The following is a 19688-nucleotide window of genomic DNA, read 5'->3' as shown; positions in this document are numbered from 1 at the left end:
GCGTAATAATTTACTAAGCCATTTATCTATCTATTTATAAAAGGCAACGTTAGTAATAACTAGCCCTTATATATAAATCAAAGTTGTTTGATTTTAATGAATATTCTGAATTTTATTTTGTATAATAAACTTTAATCAAAATAATTATTTAAGCAAGTCAAAGCACTTATTCTTTTGATATTTACTACTTAAAATATATTTTGAAATAACTTTTTAAATGTTGTTTTATAAGCTTATATTACTTTCTTTTTTTTATATAGTCAATAGTTTTCTGAGTACATTTTTATGTAATTTTTTAATAAAATAATTCATGATAATTATGTATGTTTCATACCTTTTTATGTTAAACAAAATATAGAATTAATATACCATATATACAGATAACAGCAGACAATATTAATTATAGCCTGCTGTTATTCAAATGATTTGTCGTCACTAATTTATATAAAGTTTTAATTAAGAGTATATAATCATTTTCAAAGAATTATTTCTTGTTTTTAGATGATATATCCATCCATACTGCTATTAGTAATATTAAACCTTTAACGATGTATTGCCAGAATGTTGGGGTATTCATCATACTCATACCGTTATCTATACTAGCCATTACAAGTGCACCAACTAATGCTCCAGCAACTGTACCACTACCACCTGCTAAACTTGCTCCTCCAATAACGCATGATGCAATTGCATCCATTTCTGCGTTTTGACCTGCTGAAACTGATCCTGCATTTAATCTTGTTGTAAGTAATATTCCGGCAACTGCACAAAGTAATCCAAGTACTGAATATATAACAATAATATGTTTCTTTACGTTTATACCTGATAATCTTGCTGCATCTCTATTTCCACCAATTCCATATATTCTTCTACCAAATATAGTCTTTGTTCCTACAAATGCTAGGATTAAAGCTAAAAGTAGCATTATGAAAACTGGTATAGGAAATCCTTGATAGTCATTAAGAATTAGTACTAGCACTAATGATATAACACCAATTCCTACTATTGTAAGTACATCTAAAGCCATTGGTCTAACTTCAATATTATATTTAATCTTATTTTTTCTATTTCCTAATATTAAATATGCTGAACCTACAATTGCTATCACTACTAATATATAACCTACAACTGTTGGTAAATATGCTTGTCCTATAGCTTTGAAATCTGCTGTTAATGGTGCAACAGTATTACCACCTGTAATTCCTATTAATACACCTCTAAAAACAAGCATACTTGCTAAAGTAACTATAAATGATGGAACATTTCTAAATGCTATCCAATATCCATTCCAAGCTCCCATAATAACTCCAAGTATTAATGTTATTACTACTGTTGGGATAGCTGAAAAACCAAACCAAACATTTAATATCGCTGCAATTCCTCCAAGTAAACCTAAAGTTGATCCTGCCGAAAGATCTATCTCACCTAAAATGATTACAAAAACCATACCTATTGCAAGTACACCAGTAATTGACATTTGTCTAAATAAATTTGATAAATTTCTTGTTGTTAAAAAATTTCCATCTGTTAAAAACGTGAACAAAACCCATATTGCTGCTGTTGCTATTAATATTGCTGCCATCTTAGATTTAAATATAACGCCTAAACCTAATTTCTTTTCTTTTTCTGAACTTGTACTTTTACTTAATTGCATCTTATATTCCTCCTACAGAAGTTTTAGTTTCTTCGCTATAACTCTCACTAACTTCTTCATTTTTCTTTCCTACAGAATAATTCATAATCATTTCCTGAGTTAACCCATTATTCTCAAGACTTGCCTTTATTTCCCCTTCATTCATTACTAGAACCCTATCACTAATTCCAAGTACTTCTGGAAGTTCTGATGAAACCATTATTATAGATATTCCTTGTTTAGCTAGCTTAAATATTAACTTATAAATTTCATACTTAGCTCCAACATCAATTCCTCTAGTAGGTTCATCTAATATTAATATTTTAGGTTCAGCAAGAAGATTTTTTGCTAGTATTACTTTTTGTTGATTTCCACCACTTAGATTTTTTATTGCTAATTCAGTTGATGCAGTCTTTATTTTTATTTCATCAATAAATTTTAAAACATCCATCATTTCCTTATCTTTATCTATTACGTTTAATGGCCTTTTATATTTCACTAAATTACTCATTGTCATATTTTTAGCTACACTCATACCCGCAATTATTCCATCTTTTTTTCTATCCTCTGGAACCATAGCTATTCCTTTGCTTAAAGCATCATTTGGATTTTTTATGTCAATTTTTTTACCCTCAAAATATATTTCACCGCTCTTTTGACCTTGGAAACTTCCATATATGCTTGCAACCATTTCTGTTCTACCTGAACCTACTAAGCCTGAAATTCCAAGTATCTCCCCACGTCTTAAGGTAAAACTCGCATTTTTTACTCTTTTTATGTTCTTATTAAATGGATCTAAAACGTTAAAATTCTTTATCTCAAAAAATTCTTCGCCTATTTTATGTTCTTCTCTAGGAAATAGATTTTTCATTTCTCTTCCAACCATCATTTGTACTAGCTTATCTTGATCTATCTCACTAATAGGAACTTGTCCTATTGTTGAGCCATCTCTAATTACAGTAACATTGTCACATATTCTTGTAACCTCATTAAGTTTGTGAGAAATATAAATACATGTTACTCCATCTCTTCTTAAATCATCTAATATTCCCATTAACACTTCTACTTCACCTTCGCTTAAAGAGGCAGAAGGTTCGTCAAGAATCAATAGTTTTGCATTTTTAGATAGAGCTTTTGCAATTTCAACTAATTGCTGATGTCCAATTCCAAGATCCCCCGCTCTAGTAAGCGGATTAACATTCAGCTTAACCCTATTTAATAATTCATTTGTCTTATTTAACTGTTCACTAAAATTTACTAGTCCACGTGCGCCAATTTCATTTCCTAAAAAAATATTTTCTGCTATAGATAATTGTTTTATAAGTGCTAATTCCTGATGAATAATTGCAATACCAACGCTTTCAGAATCTTTTATACTTGTCTGATTTAATTCTTTTCCTTCAAAAATTATTTTTCCAGAGTAAGACCCAGCAGGATGCTCTCCGCTCAAAACTTTCATCAGTGTGGATTTTCCCGCTCCATTTTCACCACAAAGAGCATGGATTTCTCCTTTTTTAACTTTTAAAGTTACTCCATCTAATGCCTTTACTCCAAAGAATTCTTTGACTATATCTCTCATTTCTAAAATATACTCACTCATGAAATGCTTATCTCCTTTCTATATTGGAGCCTGAAATAATATCTTCAGACTCCAATATTCTTATTTATTTGCTTGGTCTTTTATCTTCTGGTACATTTTTATATACATCATCAAACTTTTGGAAACCATCTTTAATTACAGTATCTTTCATGTTATCTGCTGTAACTGCTATTGGAGTAAGTAATACTGAAGGGACATCTTTTTTACCATTGTTAGTTACAGTACCACCTGTTTCAACATCTTCACCTTTAGCCATCTTTACAGCCATTTCAGCTGCTTTAGCAGCAATATCTTTTATTGGTTTGTATATTGTCATTGTTTGAGTTCCTTCAACAACTCTTTGGCAACCAGCTAAATCTGCATCTTGTCCAGATATTGTGATTTTTCCTGCTAAGCTTTGTGCTTGTAATGCTTGGATAGCACCACCTGCTGTACTATCATTTGATGCAACTACAGCATCAATTTTGTTATTATTTGCTGTTAAAGCATTTTCCATTATCTTTAATGCTTCTTCTGCTGACCAATCTTTTACCCATTGATCACCTACTAGTTTTATATCTCCCTTATCTACATAAGGTTTTATTATGTTCATTTGTCCTTGTCTAAATAATTTTGCATTATTGTCTGTTGGAGATCCTCCCATCATGAAATAATTTCCTTTTGGAGTTTTATCCACGATAGCTTTAGCTTGTAATTCTCCAACCTTTACATTATCAAAAGATACATAGTAATCTAAGTCACTATTTGTAATCAATCTATCGTAAGCCAATACTTTTATTTTATTTTGGTGAGCTTCTTCCACAATTGGTGCTATTGATTCACCGTTATGTGGTATTACAACTAAGACATCTACCCCTTGAGATATAAGATTCTCTGCTTGTGACATTTGTGTTGGATCATCCCCATTTGCAGATTGGAAAACAACATCTGCTCCAAGTTTCTTAGCTTCTTCTTCAAAGATTTCCTTATCGTGCTGCCATCTTTCAAGTCTTAGGTCGTCCATACTTACACCAATTTTTATTTTCTTATTTCCATTGCTAGATGTTTGTGCATCTTTTTTTGCTCCACATCCTGTCAATGCTGAAAATATTAGTACCCCACTTAGTGCCAAACCCAATAATTTAATCATTTTTTTAGATTTCATCTTTTTCTCCCCTTTTTTTTAATATAGATCTCTTTTACAGTCTTAATTATATACGCTGTAGTAAACGTTTCAAATAGACTAGTTTGCTAATTTATAATCTTATATTGCTATCTTTTTACAGCAAATTTTTACTAGTAAATAATTCAAAACATAAAGAAAATCCAGACTAATCTCTAAATATAAGAAATAGTCTGGATTTTTTTATTACTGTGATATGTTATTGGTAATATATTGCTTTTTATAAATTAAAAAATTCCTGAATAATAAGTAACATATCTTTCACTAATTAATTTCAAAAAATCTTTTCTTCCATATTTCCTTTAAAATTTGCAGGACTAACTCCTTCATATTTCTTAAATACTTTGCTGAAATAATTAGGATCATTATATCCTACTTTGTAACAAACCTCTTTCACATTCATTTCTCCAGTTGAAAGTAATTCCTTTGCAACATCTATTCTGCATTTATTTACATATTCCGAAAAATTAATGCCTGTCACTTCTTTAAATGTCCTGCTAAAATAATAGACACTTAATCCAAAATTATTTGCTACCTTCTCTAACTCTAACTCTGTTTCAATATTTTCTCTAATAAATTGTTTTACACTTTCAAATAGTTTCATCTTTATTTTGTTTGAATTTTTATTTTTACCTAACTTTGTATCTCCTGATATTCCACCTGAAAAACTATCATTCATCAATTTTCCTTCTATGTCATCAATATAAATAATATTTACATTGTCTGAGTTGTATACTAAACATTTCATAGCTTGTCTATAAGATTCCACTATTTGCTCTACTGAATCAAATATTTCTCCAAGACCTGCTCTTATTGAAATATTAAATCTCTTTTTTATTTCTCTTCTCAAATTAAATGCAAGATCAATTTCTAAACTTTTAAAATCTTCAGTTTCTTCATTATCTATTTGTATAAAATACGTTAATTCTTCATAAAATACATAATTTCCTATGCATTTATATCTTCTATTAATATATTCCTTAACATATTCTCCTATCTTAATCCTAATTTGATCTCTTTCTACTCTGCTAATATCTTTATACGCATACTTATCTTTTATTGAAATAACCATTGCATAGCTATTCAAAAAACTCATATCTAAACATTGCAGATACATTCCATAATCAACGCCTTTAAGTTTATCATTGATTATTAGATCACTTAATTGATTTTCAAGCACAGGCAATAAAGTATATATTTTCTCTTTATCTTCAATTTCACTTTTTCTTTTCTCTTGTTCTTTTTTCACCCATTTAATTCCCACAGCAATTTTTTCTAAAATCTCCTCCTTGGTAAATGGCTTTAGAAGATATTCTTTCACATTTATTTTTACGGCTTCCAATGCAAAATCAAAATAATCATATGCTGTCAAAATTATGCTATATAAATTTGGTAAAGTTGCTGTCATTTCTTTCAATGCCTGTATTCCATCAATTCCTGGCATTTTTATATCAATAATAACTATATCTGGTCTGATGCTTTCAGATAGTTCAATTGCTTCTCTCCCATTTTTGGCTTCGTATATTTCTAACTCTCCTAAAAAATTCTCTTTTATTATATGTTTAACTGTCTCCCTATCATACTTTTCATCATCAGCAATTAATATTTTCATCATTATTCTCATCCCCCATTATAGGTATTTTCAAATAAACTTTAGTCCCTTTGCCTTCTTCACTTTCTACTTTAAACATATTATTCTTGTTATATAAATATCTAAGCCTCTTTTCCACTATATTTATTCCAAGGCCTGTTGTATGCCCTGTATGTTTTGCATCGTAATTATAATTATTAATCTTATCCAAAACTTCTTTAGAAATTCCAACACCATTATCTTCAATTAAAACATTACACTCACCATTTTCCTCATCAATATATATATTTATATATCCACCATCTTCTTTCCCTTCAATCCCATGTATAAATGCATTTTCTACTAATGGTTGTATTGTCATTCCGGGAACTTTAACTTTTTTCATATCCATATTTGTACTCAGATTAAATTTTACCCTATCATCAAACCTGCATTCCTGAATATAAATATAATCCTTTACAATATTTATTTCATCTTCCAATAGTGCATTTGTACTCATACTTCTTAAAGAATATCTTAAAATATTAGATACTGATTTAATTAATTTACTTGTAGTTATCGCATTTTCCATTATTGCTGTCGCATTTATGCAATTTAGGGTATTAAATAAGAAATGTGGGTTTATTTGAGACTGTAATACCTTTAAATCAAATTCTTTTAAAGCATTTTCATATTTTAGATTTTTCATCTCCTCCTCTTTTAACTTTTTTTCTAATACGATCTTCCCATTAAGCGAGCTAATAAGATTTTTTATATCTGTAATCATAGTATTAAATGTTTTTGTTAGAATATCTAACTCATAAATGTCAGTTTTGTTACCTTCATAATATTCAAATTGACCTTTTGATACTTTGTTTGATATTTCAACCATACCCTTTAATCCCTCAGATATATGTCTTATAAATGTTAATGCATAAACTACACATAAAGCTAAAATTAATATAAGATATGTAGCTAGTCCTATATATATTACGCTGCTATTTCTATTTAGTTCTTTATATGCTATGCTATTAGCCTCTAGGAAATTTTGCATTAAAGTCGATGCATATGCATCACAATATGATGCAATATTCTTGGCCGCTACAAAATCATCATAGTAAAAAATGTATCCCTCCTTATTTTCATAAGCAGATATTGTATTTTTAGAACTTTCTATATAAGAATCTAAAGTATTATCTAGATCTCTTAAAATATATTGATTTACATCATCAGAATTTTTCTTAAGCCTGCCAATTTTTTGTTTTGCAAGAATCACCTCATTATTATAGCTTTCTTTCTTACTTGGAGTTCCATTCAATATATATTGATTAAAATTATCTAAAGAGCTGTCAACATGCTGCTTAATTTCATTAGTAATGAGCATATTGTTAAGCATATTAACATACCCGTCCTCAATTTTTTTGCTCATCGCCAGTGATATAATATTGCATATACATATAGGAATAATTAAGCATATAACAAACATTATAAATTTACTATTTAAGCTTTTAGTTTTCAACTTTATCATCTCCTCGCTTATAGCTATCTACATTGCTCTTATTAATTACATTTACATCGATTAGTGATTTTGAAAACTTATTTGATTTTCCTTCAATTTTGTCCATAATAATATTAACTGCCCTATAACCCATTTCATTACTTTTCTGCACTATTGTTGCTGAAACTAATCCATTTCTAATATTGCTTAAAGTATCATCCAAATCATCAAAACATATAATTTTTACCCTATCTTTATAATTTAAATCTTTTACTGCTCTTGCAGCTCCTATCCCGTCAAGAGCCGAGGTACAAAATAAAGCATTTACGTTATCATTTCTATTTAATATTTTTCTTGTTATAATTTCTGCCTCAAGAAGCATTGCATCCGATGAATCTGTATCTACAATTTTCAAGTTCGAATTCGATTTTATATATTCTGTAAAGCCTTCTACCCTTTCTTTCTGATTCTTTACGTTTTTTCCTCCCATTACTATTGCTACATTTCCAGCCGTTCCTATTTGCTTGACCATTTCCTTCCCGGCAACTTGTCCAGCCAAAACATTATCTGTGCCAACATATGCTATTCTATTGCTATCTTCTTCATCTGAATCTATTGTGACTACTGGAATACCCTTTTCCATTGCGCTATTGATTTTCTTTTTATATTGTCCTTCTTCTTGAACATATGTTATTATGCCACTCACCTTAGCTGATGTAGCCATATCAAAAAGTTTTAGCCCATCTTCAGTGCTTGCAGTTGTAGGTCCTAAAAATTCAACCACTGCACCTCTTTCTTTAGCCGCTCTTTCCGCGCCAGCCTTTATATCAAGCCAATATGGATTAGTCTTTATATGTGAAATCAACACTATTTTAGGTTTTATCGGTTCTTTTTCTACTTTCTTGTCTCTTAATAAATTAATAAAATATAAATTACTCCCTAAAAAAAGAGCAATAAGTATAATGACCAAAACGCTCTTTAAGAATTTCATTACTAAGATCTCCTTTTTAATAAAATTAATGAAATAAATAATATTATAAAACCACTTTTAAAATGTCCTTTAATAATGTTATTCTATATTTGTTCTTTTTCTAAGTCAATATATTTTTGTATAGCTTTTCATAAGAGATAAAATAACAATATCATAAATAAACGTTTATTAAAATTATAAAATGGTTTCTTTAGTAAATTTTCAAATCTTTTATTGCTCACTTTTCACATTTGTAATTTTATGTAGAAAATATAAGATTCTTTAACTAAAGAGAATAAAATAGCTGTGAATGCTTAATTAGCTGAACTTTTACCACTCTATAATTCTCAGATCTATAAACATTTTTGAAGGCTAAACATTTATATTTTTCTAGCTAGAAAAATAATAGGGTTAGAAGTAACAAAGAAAGCCACTTTTAACCCTAGCATCATTTATAGATACAATTAATATTCTATTTATAATATAAGTACTATGCAAAATTAAATGTTAGATAATTTCATCCATTCCATAGTACTTATTACATTACTAAATTTTAAACTTTGAGCAATTAAAGTAGCTTTATGAAGATCTTTACTACTTATAGAACCCACTTCATTATTTACATCTATAGTTCCTGTAGCATCTGACAAGAAATCAACGTGGTAGCCTCTATGGAAAGCTTCCCTTGCTGTCGTGTCACAGCACATTTGAGTCATATATCCTGAAATAACTATCTCAGTTATATTTTCTTTTTTTAATATTTCTTCTAAATTTGTCTCATAAAAACTGCTTGGCTTAGTTTTCTCAACATATAATTGCTTGCATATTGCTCATTTCAATCCTCCCATATATTATTTAATACAAATTAGATTAACAGACATTAGTTATTTTTTATCTATCATTTTCTTATAAATACTAATCTTTTTATCCAAGTGTATTATATTTTCTTCAATTTTTCTTTTTTCAATATTTAACCTGTCCATTTGTTCTTCAAGTAATTCTAATCTTTCCTTAATTGTATCATCGCCATCATATCTCAATTTAGAATAGTATTGTATCTGCTTAATTGGCATATTTATTTCCTTTAATCGAATTATAAATTTTAGCCACTCAATATCTTTTTCAGAATATACCCTTTTATTAGCTTCATCTCTTTCAGGATAAATCAGACCAAGCTTTTCATAATATCTTAAAGTATCAATGCTCAAACCAATTTTTTCAGAAAACTCTCCTATATAATAATTCAAAATAATCACCTACCTCTTGACATGGAGTTAACTCCAGCATATACGATAATATTATCAAAAAATAGGAGGTATTACAATTATGGAAAATAGATATGAAAAAGGACTAAATAAACTCAATGAGGTTGATGGAAATGCTGGAACAGCTGTAATAGAATCACTTAAGGATATAGCTCCAGACCTCGGAAAATACATCATTGAATTTGCTTTTGGAGATATTTATACAAGGCCAACATTTGATTTAAAACAAAGGGAGCTTGTTACTTTATCTGCTCTTACTACACTAGGAGGATGTGAAAATCAATTAAAGGTTCATATTAATGGAGCACTAAACGTTGGGATATCTAAAGAGGAAATAATAGAAGTATTCTTACAATGTATTCCATATATCGGCTTTCCAAAGGTATTAAATGCTGTAGCGGTTGCAAAGGAGATTTTCAATAATTAATTTTATAATTGATTAAGAGCTTAGAATTTTTGTAATTTTAAGGCATATTAAAGAAAATAGCAAGTCCAAAATGCTATGATTATTTCTCATCAGGCAAGGAAGCAAATTAGTCTCATAGCAGGTCTCTATTAGGGTAATTTACTGACGCAGCATGGTAAAAAATAGGCTTGGCAGATGGACTTCTTATTTTTTGATTATGCCTAAATTCTAAAAAAATAAGTTTTATATTATTCTTTATATTGTTTTTAATATTAAATTTATCTACAGTAATAATCATCATATATAATAAATTTTTTGTTAATTGGCTTATAGCCCATCTCCATTAATGCATTTATACGTTCAGTTGCTATTGGAACTGCTTTCGTTAAGATATGCTTAACATCAAAAGCCTCATAAAAGAATTCTTTTGTGATATCTAATATATTTTTTATTATATTCTGGATTTCATACTCACTTTTCAGATCTATTCTTAAAATGCCATAGTGATTAAATTCATCTTCTGCTAACCTGTGAAACATTTCTATAGTCCCAATTTTTTCATTATTATCATTTAAAATTACTGTCCATCTTACAAATTGTTTATTTTCATACGACCATTTCCAAAAATCAATTGCTTGTCTCATTTTTTCAATTGTTTTGTAATTAAAATTATCTCCATGACAATTGTCAGAATTGAATAATGGCACTGCTTTTTCATCCGAATAGCATTTGAGCAACTCTTCTAAATCGTCCTCGCTTGTTTTTCTTAATGTAATTAATTTATTTTTATATTTAGGACACTCTTTGTAGACATCGTTATTCATAAATTAAATTCTCCTTATATTTTTAATTTCTCCTAAAACTAAGCAATGAATCCTGTTCATAAACATATTAGCAACAATATTACCATGGCTATTTTTGTTGAATTATCTTGTTTCAAAATTCATATGTATCTGTCCTTCTTAAGAATAAATTATATAAATACTCGTTATTTCAAGGTTTTATAGCAATACAAAAATTCTAGTTTTTATATTTTTTTGATCCTAAACATTGTTAAATACATATAAGTTAATTTATCTAAGCTTATTAATATAAATAATCTCTTGCTCCGTAGAGCTGAATAATTTAAAATTACAATTATTTAATACTTTAATAGAACCAAAATTCGTTTTCAAAGCTCTGGCTGTTATACCTTTACCCATTTGAAATTTACCCGCCCATCTTATTAATGTTTCTAAGGCCTCTGTCATAAATCTATTTCTTCTATAATTAGATGAGATGCTATACCCAACTTCTAAATAACCATTTGCATCAGGTACCCCTTTAAATCCAATAAATCCTATTCCTTTTTGATTTTCCTTATTAATAATTAGCCAGTATGTGTACCACTCATGGATATTTTCATCAATGTTTTTCATTTTAATTAATTTTTTTGATATTGCTAATTTAACAGAATCTAATAGTGATTCTAATTCAATTTGAGTTTCAATATTATCAAGTTCATTGTTATTTATACATTGTAATTCCTCAAAAGATAAAGGCTTCAAAAATAATCTTTCAGATTCTAAAAATTCCTTATTCACCCTAACACTCCCATCTTTTATTATTTAAACTCTTTTTCATGCATTTTGAAAAAGTCATAATATGTACGTACATTTTCCAATTCTGTCCATCGTTTTACATCAACAGGATTTTCATCTAGATCATATATTTTCGCGCCTTTCATAGCAAGTATAAATGGTGAGTGCGTTGATATAATAAACTGGCATCTTAAAAACCGTGCAGAGTCCTCAATAAAATTCATTAATTCCATTTGACGTTTTGGCGAAAGACTATTTTCAGGTTCATCCAATATATACAGTCCATTCTCATCAATTTTTTCAGTAAAATATATAAATGCACTTTCTCCATTTGAATATTCTCTGAAATTATCCATTAATCTATTTCTAACAAATTTTGATTGTGTTTTACTCCTAGCAGTATTTACTTTTTTTAATTGTTCATAATCTGCCATCGACTTCATTTGGAAGCGAGAATATTTAGACTCCAAATATTCTTCAAAAAGCTTTTCTCTCTTTATGTCAATTCCTTCATTTATACTACGAATATTTAGGATATAATCAAATACATCATCACTAGTAATAATCCTGCTATTTTCAGGAATATCTGTTTCAACATATATATCACACATATTGACATAGTCAGGAAAAAAATTAGATTTATTATAGATAGAATCACGGCTTACTCCTATTTTTTCTGCTATAATATTTAACGCTGTTGATTTTCCAGAACCATTTCCTCCATATAGAATAGTAACTGGTTCAAAATCAATTCTTCTAAGACCATGTTGTGACAATACCTTAAACGGATAAAACGAGTCATAACAGGTTCTTTTTACCCCCATGAAAAAGTTAAATTCCATATCCTCATTAGGGAATGTAAAATAATTTAAATAAACCATCTTTTTTCTCCTTCTCAGATAAATTGAAATTTATATTATATCCATTGTATAAAAGCAGTTTTATCATTTTGATTATATCCTGCTTTTTCATAGAAATTTAGCGTACTTTCTTTTTTGGATCCAGTTAATAACATTAATTTATAACATTTCTCTTTAAGTGCTATTTCTTTTGCGTAGTTCAAGCAAGCTGTTGCTAATCCTTTATTTCTATAATGTTTATCAGTCACTACATTTTCAATAAATGCATATGGTCGTTGATTGTGTGTCAAATTTGGTATTATGACACAAACACACGAAGACACTATCTTTCCTTCTTCCTCTGCAATAATAAGATGATGTTCTTTATCTTCCAAAATTCTATTCCATACTTCCATTATTTCTGGTGTTTTCTCTGGCATAGATTCATCATGAAGTTGCATATATAATTGCATTAATCCATTAAAATCTTCATTTATTATTTCCCTTATCATATCATCATCCCCCTCCGTACATTCTAAAATGAAATAGTCTTTATGTGGATTAATCCACCTTTACATTTTGGCTCTTGATATTATTTATAATCTTGGCGCCGCTATTTGTCCCAATGATAATACGATCACACATATTAATAAATAATCCTGTTTCTAACACTCCAGTTATTCTATTAACTTTATTATAAACATCACTAATGTTCATTGGCTTTCCTATATGCAAATCAACTATATAGTTACCATTATCAGTTACAAAAATCTCTTCTTCCTTCATTCTTATTTTGGGATTTAATGAATAATCCTGTAATTCTTTAATTACATGTTTGTATCCATATGGTAATATTTCAACTGGTAAAGGAAATTCTCCAATACCATCAACTAATTTACTTTCATCCATAATCCATATAACTTCATTGGCCAAACTAGCCACAATTTTTTCTCTAAATAAGGCTCCTCCTCCACCTTTAATGGCATTAAATTCATTATCTATTTCGTCTACGCCATCAATTGCTAAATCAATCCTGTCAACTTCATCAATTGATAATAAAGGAATCTTAAGTTCTCTTGCTAAACTCTCAGTACTTTTTGATGTTGCTACAGCTTTTATCTTGATTCCATTTTTGATCAATTCTCCAACTTTTTTAATCATATAATAAGCTGTTGAACCAGTTCCCAACCCTAATATCATTCCATCTTTTATATATTCTGTTGATTTTTCTCCTGCAACTCTTTTTTGATCCATACTTACCTCCAAAAATTTTATAATTCTATTCCTACTTTAAATTCTCTACCTGTATAAATTTGTTTTTTCTTTAATATTATTTATATAATATTTTTTCCAATACACATTTTTCAATATTCACGACTCATAAATATTGCTTTAAAATAGCTTAGATTCTTTTGACTTATATATTCCACATACATTCTTATCATTTAAATTATGGTCTCAGAGAATTTCATTTACAAACAATTATTAATTCCACCTATCATACAAATTATAATTTCGTTTCACTTTATGTAAATTATATCATTTCCTTACAATTATTTTCATTAAATATAAATAAATTTATCACTATCTAATAATACTTGTTTCTTTCATTATATTTATATTTAATTTTTCTCCTTACTCCCAACCATCATATTAATGCTGTACAATAATATAATTTTTAATTATCATCTTAAAACCCTATCATTCTCCATAATCCATTAATGTATTTGTCTGTAGCTTCCTACTTGATCCAATCTTACTTATCCTCTAACTCTATTTTTAGGTATGAAAAAAGAGCCAAGATTTACTCTCAGCTCTAGACTTCTTTCGTTAATTACTGTTTATACATATTCCCAAGCAATATAGCTATTCCTGCAAGGTTTAGAGTAAAAAAACTAATTTTTATGGGAATTGTTATGAGTTTAATAGAAATGCTTCATTTTTTATGGTTAGTTACAAATTCTCTAAAAAATCTTGCAGCATCTCAGCTGTGATTCCCCATATATTATAAGTTTCATATTTATAAAATAAAGATCTATAATTAGCTTCTCTAAATTTATAGTTTTCCCTATTAACAATTAAATCATATGGAAATTCTTTATCTCTCTCAATATTTATTTTATTATTATATACACGAGGCTTATTATCTAAAAGATAGGATAACGGTACATAAAACACATGATCAACCTCATCTTCACTTATCTTTATTTCATCAAGATCTTTAATAATTCCTACATACGGATGGATTATTATTCCATCATATCTTACTATAGTATCTAATTCATTTACTATATTAATACTTTTTACGCCAAGTTCTTCGGATATTTCTCTAAGTGCAGCTTCCTTAGGAGATTCATTTCCATCTATTTTCCCACCTGGAAAGCATATATCTCCTGGCTGGCTCCTTAATTTTTTAGACCTAACTTCAAATAATACATGTACTTCATTATTAATCTCAACTAGTGGAATAATTATAGCTGACCTTCTCATTCTTTTCCAGCCATTAATATATGGTTTCTCATCTTTCAACTTATTCATAATATATTCTAAATTCATATCCTATAATCTCCTCCTATCTAGTTATGTTATAAAAATATTATATCAAAATCATTATCTTAGCGATATGAAAATTATATTCTTCTAATAATTATTATAAACAAATTGTATATAATTAATTAAGCACATAAAATAAATAATAAGTCCAAAACTATCATGGAATGTTATTATCTACAGTATATCTACTTTTTTATATGGTATATATTTTTCATCAAATAATGAAGTAAGATTCCATTTAAAAATTTCATTTCAAAATATTTTTCAACTAATTTTCTATAATATAGAGTTATTTTAACGCTTGCCTCACTAGAAATTTAAATATGAATATACCGTTTCAATTCGTATAATAGTATTCCTCATAACATTATAAAAAAGCTGCTAAAAACAAAATTTGAATTTCATTCTTAACAGCTTGTAATCCTTGCTTTACTAAAAGTATATTAAAAAGCTAACTTTTCATATAACTCTTTGATTGTACTAAAGCTATATGTTGGTCTAAATTCTGTATCTTTCAAATCTTCCTTTGTTGCTTCTCCAGTGAATACTACAGCTGTATCAACACCACCATTAATACCGCAGGCAATGTCTGTATACAATCTATCTCCAATAACTAAAGTTTGCTCCTTTGTAAATCCAGTTTGTTCTAGACACATTTCCACTATCGTTTTATTAGGCTTTCCAATGTATAAAGGTTGTCTTTTAACTGCATTTTCAATCATTTCACATATTGATCCACAGTCTGGTACAAAACCAAAGCTAGTCGGACAAACAAGATCTGGATTAGTAGCTATATAATCAATATCTCTTGTTGATAGTAATTCACATATATCCTCTATCTTTTTATAATTTAATTCATTGTCAAAGCCTACTACTGCACAAACAATATCTTCATCTTTATCTTCTGTAATATTAAGCTCAAATCTTTTTAGTTCTTTAATAAATGATTTTGTTCCAAGAACAAATATTTTTTTATCTTTATATACTTCTTTTAGATATATTGCGGTTGCATAAGATGATGTTACAAAACTTGTTTTATCAACTTTAATTCCAAAGTCATCAAACCTCATAATATAATCTTCTATACTTTTTGTTGAATTATTTGTTATAAATATATATTTACCGCCTATACTTAAAACATAATCCATAAATTCTAATGTACCATCGATTAATGTTGTATCTAAAGCTATTGTACCATCAATATCTAATAAAAATAATTTTTTATCTTTTAGCATATTATCATTCTCCGTAAAATAAATTCGTTAATTCATTTGCATATTCTTCTAACATATTTTCAGTTTTTGCATATTGCAAAATCGTATATCTAGGTCTGATTTCAAGAGCATGAATTACACTCCTATGAAATAATTCTTTCTCAATTCCTAAAGTCTTTGGATTAGACTTAGCTCCAATAGAATTTAATAAATTTATTATTATTTCTGGCACAGGAGTCTCTATCCCAAACCTTTCTTCAATATTAAATTTTTTATACAACCATGCTGATATTACTGTGCCAACTCCAACTGAATTGCCATGCAAAGGATGTTCTAATTTTCTTGAAAGTTTATCAATTTCCCAATAATGAGAAAGATGGTGTTCTGCTCCTGATGCTGGTCTTGAATTTCCAGAAAGAGTCATTGCTATTCCTGATAGTATAAGTGCTTCTGATATATATTCTATTGCTTTAACCTCTCTCTTAACAGCTCCTTCTATATTTTCAAAACATTTATACATGGCATTCCTTACTAGCTTTTCTGTTGTATCACAAAAATATTCGTCATGAATCGTATTAGATAATCTCCAATCAGAAAGTGCTGTATATTTTCCTAGTATATCACCAAATCCAGCGCATATCATCTCAAATGGAGCATCTTTCATAATATTTGAATCAGCTATAATAGCATATGGATTAGTCCCTGGATATGTTACCTTTGCTCCATCAATAATTAGAGGTGATACTGTTGATGCATATCCATCCATTGATGGAGCTGTCCCCATTATAACATAAGGAATATGAGTTTTTGCACTTATTATTCTACATATATCATTAATACTTCCAGATCCCACAGCAACTATAAGCTCTGTTTCATTATTTACTTCAACCAATACTCGTCCAATTGCTTTTTCATCTGGAATTAAATCTCCATCACTAACTAATATAATATTATTTATCTTATAACCTGATTCAGTAAGTTCATTTTCTACACACTTGCCAAGTGCTTTATAAGTATTATTATCACTGACTAATAAGATTTCTTTTGGTAAAATTTCTTTTGCGACATCTAGAATTCTATTATATGCATTTTCTCCAACATAGATATGTTTTATGTCTATTCTATGTTTTTTGCCGCAGCTACAGTCAAATTCCATATCCGCCATTTCTTCTATTGTTTTAGTCAAAATTTCATTCAAAATTAAGTACCTCCTACGTTTATGCTTTTTGCTTTAGGTTCATTTAAAATTATATACTATATTCATCTGCATAAACAGCGTACAAGTTACTTAATTTTAAGCTTTATTGAACTAAATACATCTTCTTACCCACACTATCATTTCTCCTGGTGTTCTGTTAGCCCATAAATAATACGGAATCCATTTTAACTTCTTTTCATTAAATTCAATTTTATAGTCATATACATATAACTTATCTTTATCACAATCTTGCTCTTTAACTACTAATCCATCACTTTCAAGTACTATTGCGCCACCTAAGAAATGTTTGTCATATTCATAAGTAAATTTAGGATTACTGTTTAAATAAACTCTGTGCAGATCAGGTCCATTGTCTTCTTCCTCTAGGCAATAAACAACTGGTCCCCTCATTACAGCAACTTTTCCCATGTCTTCCCTTACATTTATATTTGCTCTAACTATTTCTACAGGCATCTTAAATAAAATGTTAATTTTATCAGCATCTTTCCATTTTCTATTTATATACGCATACCCATCGATTATACTGAAATTTATCTTTTCTTCATTAACTTTTATTTCATAATTTCTACACCATTCAGGAATTCTTAATGCAAATTCAAAGTCAGCTTCTTCCTTCATGTTTAAATTAATGTCTATAATCTCATCCCATGGGTAGTTTGTTTTAATATCAAATGCTACACTCTTTCCAGCGAAATTAGCTGATATTTCTCCTCCCATGTATAAATGCATAAATATTGTATTATCTCTTAATGTATATGCATAACTTCCTATAGAGGTCAAAAGTCTTGCTAGATTAGGCGGACAGCATGCACATCCAAACCATTTTTGGCGCTCAACTTTTACATGTGCTCTCAAATGATCTTTTTCAGAAGCCTCTGGAACTACCTCTAATGGATTTACATAGAAAAACTTAGTTCCATCAATTGACATTCCACTTATAATTCCGTTGTATAGGGCCTTCTCCATTATATCTGCATATTGTGATTTAGGTTCAATTTCAAGCATTCTTCTTGCAAAAAAAACTAATCCAATAGATGCACAAGTTTCAGCATAAATAGTATCATTAGGTAAATCATAATTATAAGTAAATGCTTCTCCATATTGCGATGATCCAATTCCACCTGTTATATACATTTGCTTTTTAGTCATATTACTCCATAAGCGCTTGCAAGCTTCTAGCAGCTCATCATCATTTGTTTCTCTTGCTACATCAGCCATTCCTGAATATAAATATACAGCTCTTACAGCATGCCCCTCTGCAACTTCCTGCTCTTTTACTGGTTTACCTGCTTGATAATATTGATATTTAAAGTAACTATCTTCCCACCAGAACTTATTATTATACTTTTTCCCCTCTTCTTCAAAATATAATGGTGATTTGCCTCTTTCATCTATAAAATATTTAGCTAAATTTAGATATTTTTTATCTTTTTTTATTTTATAGAGTTTAATTAAGGCCAATTCAATTACTTCATGACCTGGATATCCGTGCAATTTGCCATCTTCTGGCCCAAATATAGTATCCACATAGTCTACATATTTTACGATTGCATTTAATAATTTATCTTTTCCTGTTGCCTCATAATAAGCTACTGCCCCTTCAATTAAATGACCTAAACAATACAATTCATGATTATCACGTAAGTTTGTCCATCTTTTATCTAATCCGTTTATAATATAATAAGTATCTAGGTATCCATCTGGCTGCTGTGCCGCACAGACAATATCAATTGCTCCATCTGCAATTTTTTCAAGACCTTCATCCTTATTCCACATAAGAGAATATCCAACTGCTTCTATCCATTTTGCAAAATCACTATCTTGAAACACAAAACCTTTAAATTCACCTTCCATCATCCCAGCTGCAATCTTAAAATTTTGCATACAATAACTTGGCTCCGCTCCTTCTATTCTATCATTCAATGCTTCCCATTGATAAGGAATCACATGAGTTCTTGCTAACTCCATCATCTTCTTCCAAAAATTATCTTTTACAATTATATGATTTATTTGCAAAGGTTTACTAAAAGTATTTGAGTTCATTATTAATTCCTCCTAAATTTATTTTTATGGTGGTTAATTTATTATAATTATCAAAAACTATTTTATTCATTCCTCTAAAATACAAATGCCATTATTTAAGCATATGACTAGCTTTTATACATATAACTATAGTATA

18 protein-coding genes are annotated in these 19688 nt (G+C 28.8%); 1 reads left to right on the top strand and 17 read right to left on the bottom strand.

Going from position 1 to position 19688, the window contains the following annotated elements:
• Positions 1-484: 484 nt before the first annotated feature.
• The 8 genes from PZA12_RS12345 to PZA12_RS12310 all read right to left on the bottom strand — a co-directional run bounded on the left by PZA12_RS12345 (position 485) and on the right by PZA12_RS12310 (position 9680).
• Positions 485-1654 carry a sugar ABC transporter permease gene (locus PZA12_RS12345; RefSeq protein WP_077844719.1) on the bottom strand — a complete coding sequence of 390 codons (1170 nt, stop codon included), beginning with the start codon at positions 1652-1654 and terminating at the stop codon, positions 485-487.
• 1 nt (position 1655) lies between these two features.
• Positions 1656-3233: a xylose ABC transporter ATP-binding protein gene (locus PZA12_RS12340; RefSeq protein ID WP_077844718.1), complete on the bottom strand. Its 1578-nt coding sequence runs from the start codon at positions 3231-3233 to the stop codon at positions 1656-1658.
• A gap of 64 nt (positions 3234-3297) precedes the next feature.
• The gene (gene xylF / locus PZA12_RS12335; RefSeq protein ID WP_077869840.1) at positions 3298-4377 is read right to left on the bottom strand and encodes a D-xylose ABC transporter substrate-binding protein; all 1080 of its coding nucleotides are present in this window, start codon (positions 4375-4377) and stop codon (positions 3298-3300) included.
• A 292-nt stretch (positions 4378-4669) separates the two neighbouring features.
• Positions 4670-6010: a response regulator transcription factor gene (locus PZA12_RS12330; RefSeq protein WP_078115634.1), complete on the bottom strand. Its 1341-nt coding sequence runs from the start codon at positions 6008-6010 to the stop codon at positions 4670-4672.
• Positions 5988-7484: a sensor histidine kinase gene (locus tag PZA12_RS12325; RefSeq protein WP_078115635.1), complete on the bottom strand. Its 1497-nt coding sequence runs from the start codon at positions 7482-7484 to the stop codon at positions 5988-5990. The genes PZA12_RS12330 and PZA12_RS12325 overlap by 23 nt, the downstream gene beginning before the upstream one ends.
• The gene (locus PZA12_RS12320; protein ID WP_103699082.1) at positions 7474-8454 is read right to left on the bottom strand and encodes a substrate-binding domain-containing protein; all 981 of its coding nucleotides are present in this window, start codon (positions 8452-8454) and stop codon (positions 7474-7476) included. Before PZA12_RS12320 ends, PZA12_RS12325 begins: the two co-directional genes overlap by 11 nt.
• A 479-nt stretch (positions 8455-8933) precedes the next feature.
• Entirely contained in the window at positions 8934-9260 is a 327-nt protein-coding gene (locus tag PZA12_RS12315; RefSeq protein WP_278286304.1) for an isochorismatase family protein, read from the bottom strand.
• Between the two features lie 57 nt (positions 9261-9317).
• Positions 9318-9680, bottom strand: coding sequence for a MerR family transcriptional regulator (locus PZA12_RS12310; RefSeq protein WP_078115637.1), 363 nt, complete (start codon positions 9678-9680; stop codon positions 9318-9320).
• A gap of 79 nt (positions 9681-9759) precedes the next feature.
• Here PZA12_RS12310 and PZA12_RS12305 point away from each other — a divergent pair, with 79 nt between their 5' ends.
• Positions 9760-10125 (top strand): carboxymuconolactone decarboxylase family protein, encoded by a 366-nt coding sequence (locus PZA12_RS12305; RefSeq protein ID WP_078115638.1) that lies wholly within the window; start codon positions 9760-9762, stop codon positions 10123-10125.
• Positions 10126-10382: 257 nt separating this feature from the next.
• Here the strand turns inward: PZA12_RS12305 and PZA12_RS12300 are convergent, their stop codons facing one another.
• From PZA12_RS12300 to PZA12_RS12260, 9 genes are all read right to left on the bottom strand, one after another.
• Positions 10383-10928: a GNAT family N-acetyltransferase gene (locus PZA12_RS12300; protein WP_078115639.1), complete on the bottom strand. Its 546-nt coding sequence runs from the start codon at positions 10926-10928 to the stop codon at positions 10383-10385.
• Positions 10929-11177: 249 nt separating this feature from the next.
• Entirely contained in the window at positions 11178-11687 is a 510-nt protein-coding gene (locus tag PZA12_RS12295; protein ID WP_078115640.1) for a GNAT family N-acetyltransferase, read from the bottom strand.
• A 20-nt stretch (positions 11688-11707) separates the two neighbouring features.
• Positions 11708-12565, bottom strand: a complete 858-nt coding sequence (locus PZA12_RS12290) for an AAA family ATPase (RefSeq protein ID WP_078115641.1) — start codon at positions 12563-12565, stop codon at positions 11708-11710.
• 35 nt (positions 12566-12600) lie between these two features.
• The gene (locus PZA12_RS12285) at positions 12601-13035 is read right to left on the bottom strand and encodes a GNAT family N-acetyltransferase (RefSeq protein WP_078115642.1); all 435 of its coding nucleotides are present in this window, start codon (positions 13033-13035) and stop codon (positions 12601-12603) included.
• Positions 13036-13084: 49 nt separating this feature from the next.
• The gene (rpiA, locus tag PZA12_RS12280; RefSeq protein ID WP_078115643.1) at positions 13085-13777 is read right to left on the bottom strand and encodes a ribose-5-phosphate isomerase RpiA; all 693 of its coding nucleotides are present in this window, start codon (positions 13775-13777) and stop codon (positions 13085-13087) included.
• Positions 13778-14476: 699 nt separating this feature from the next.
• Positions 14477-15079: an NUDIX hydrolase gene (locus PZA12_RS12275; protein WP_077838937.1), complete on the bottom strand. Its 603-nt coding sequence runs from the start codon at positions 15077-15079 to the stop codon at positions 14477-14479.
• A gap of 440 nt (positions 15080-15519) precedes the next feature.
• A complete protein-coding gene (locus PZA12_RS12270) occupies positions 15520-16311 on the bottom strand; it encodes an HAD-IIA family hydrolase (protein ID WP_078115644.1) in 792 nt (263 codons plus the stop codon).
• A gap of 4 nt (positions 16312-16315) precedes the next feature.
• Complete coding sequence (locus tag PZA12_RS12265; RefSeq protein WP_078115645.1) at positions 16316-17488, bottom strand: sn-glycerol-1-phosphate dehydrogenase; 1173 nt, start codon at positions 17486-17488, stop codon at positions 16316-16318.
• A gap of 111 nt (positions 17489-17599) precedes the next feature.
• Entirely contained in the window at positions 17600-19552 is a 1953-nt protein-coding gene (locus PZA12_RS12260) for a glycoside hydrolase family 127 protein (protein WP_103699083.1), read from the bottom strand.
• Between the last annotated feature and the right edge of the window lie 136 nt (positions 19553-19688).

The organism is Clostridium beijerinckii, from assembly GCF_036699995.1.
Classification (GTDB): Bacteria; Bacillota; Clostridia; order Clostridiales; family Clostridiaceae; genus Clostridium; species Clostridium helianthi.
This window is presented reverse-complemented; position numbering and strand designations above follow the sequence as displayed.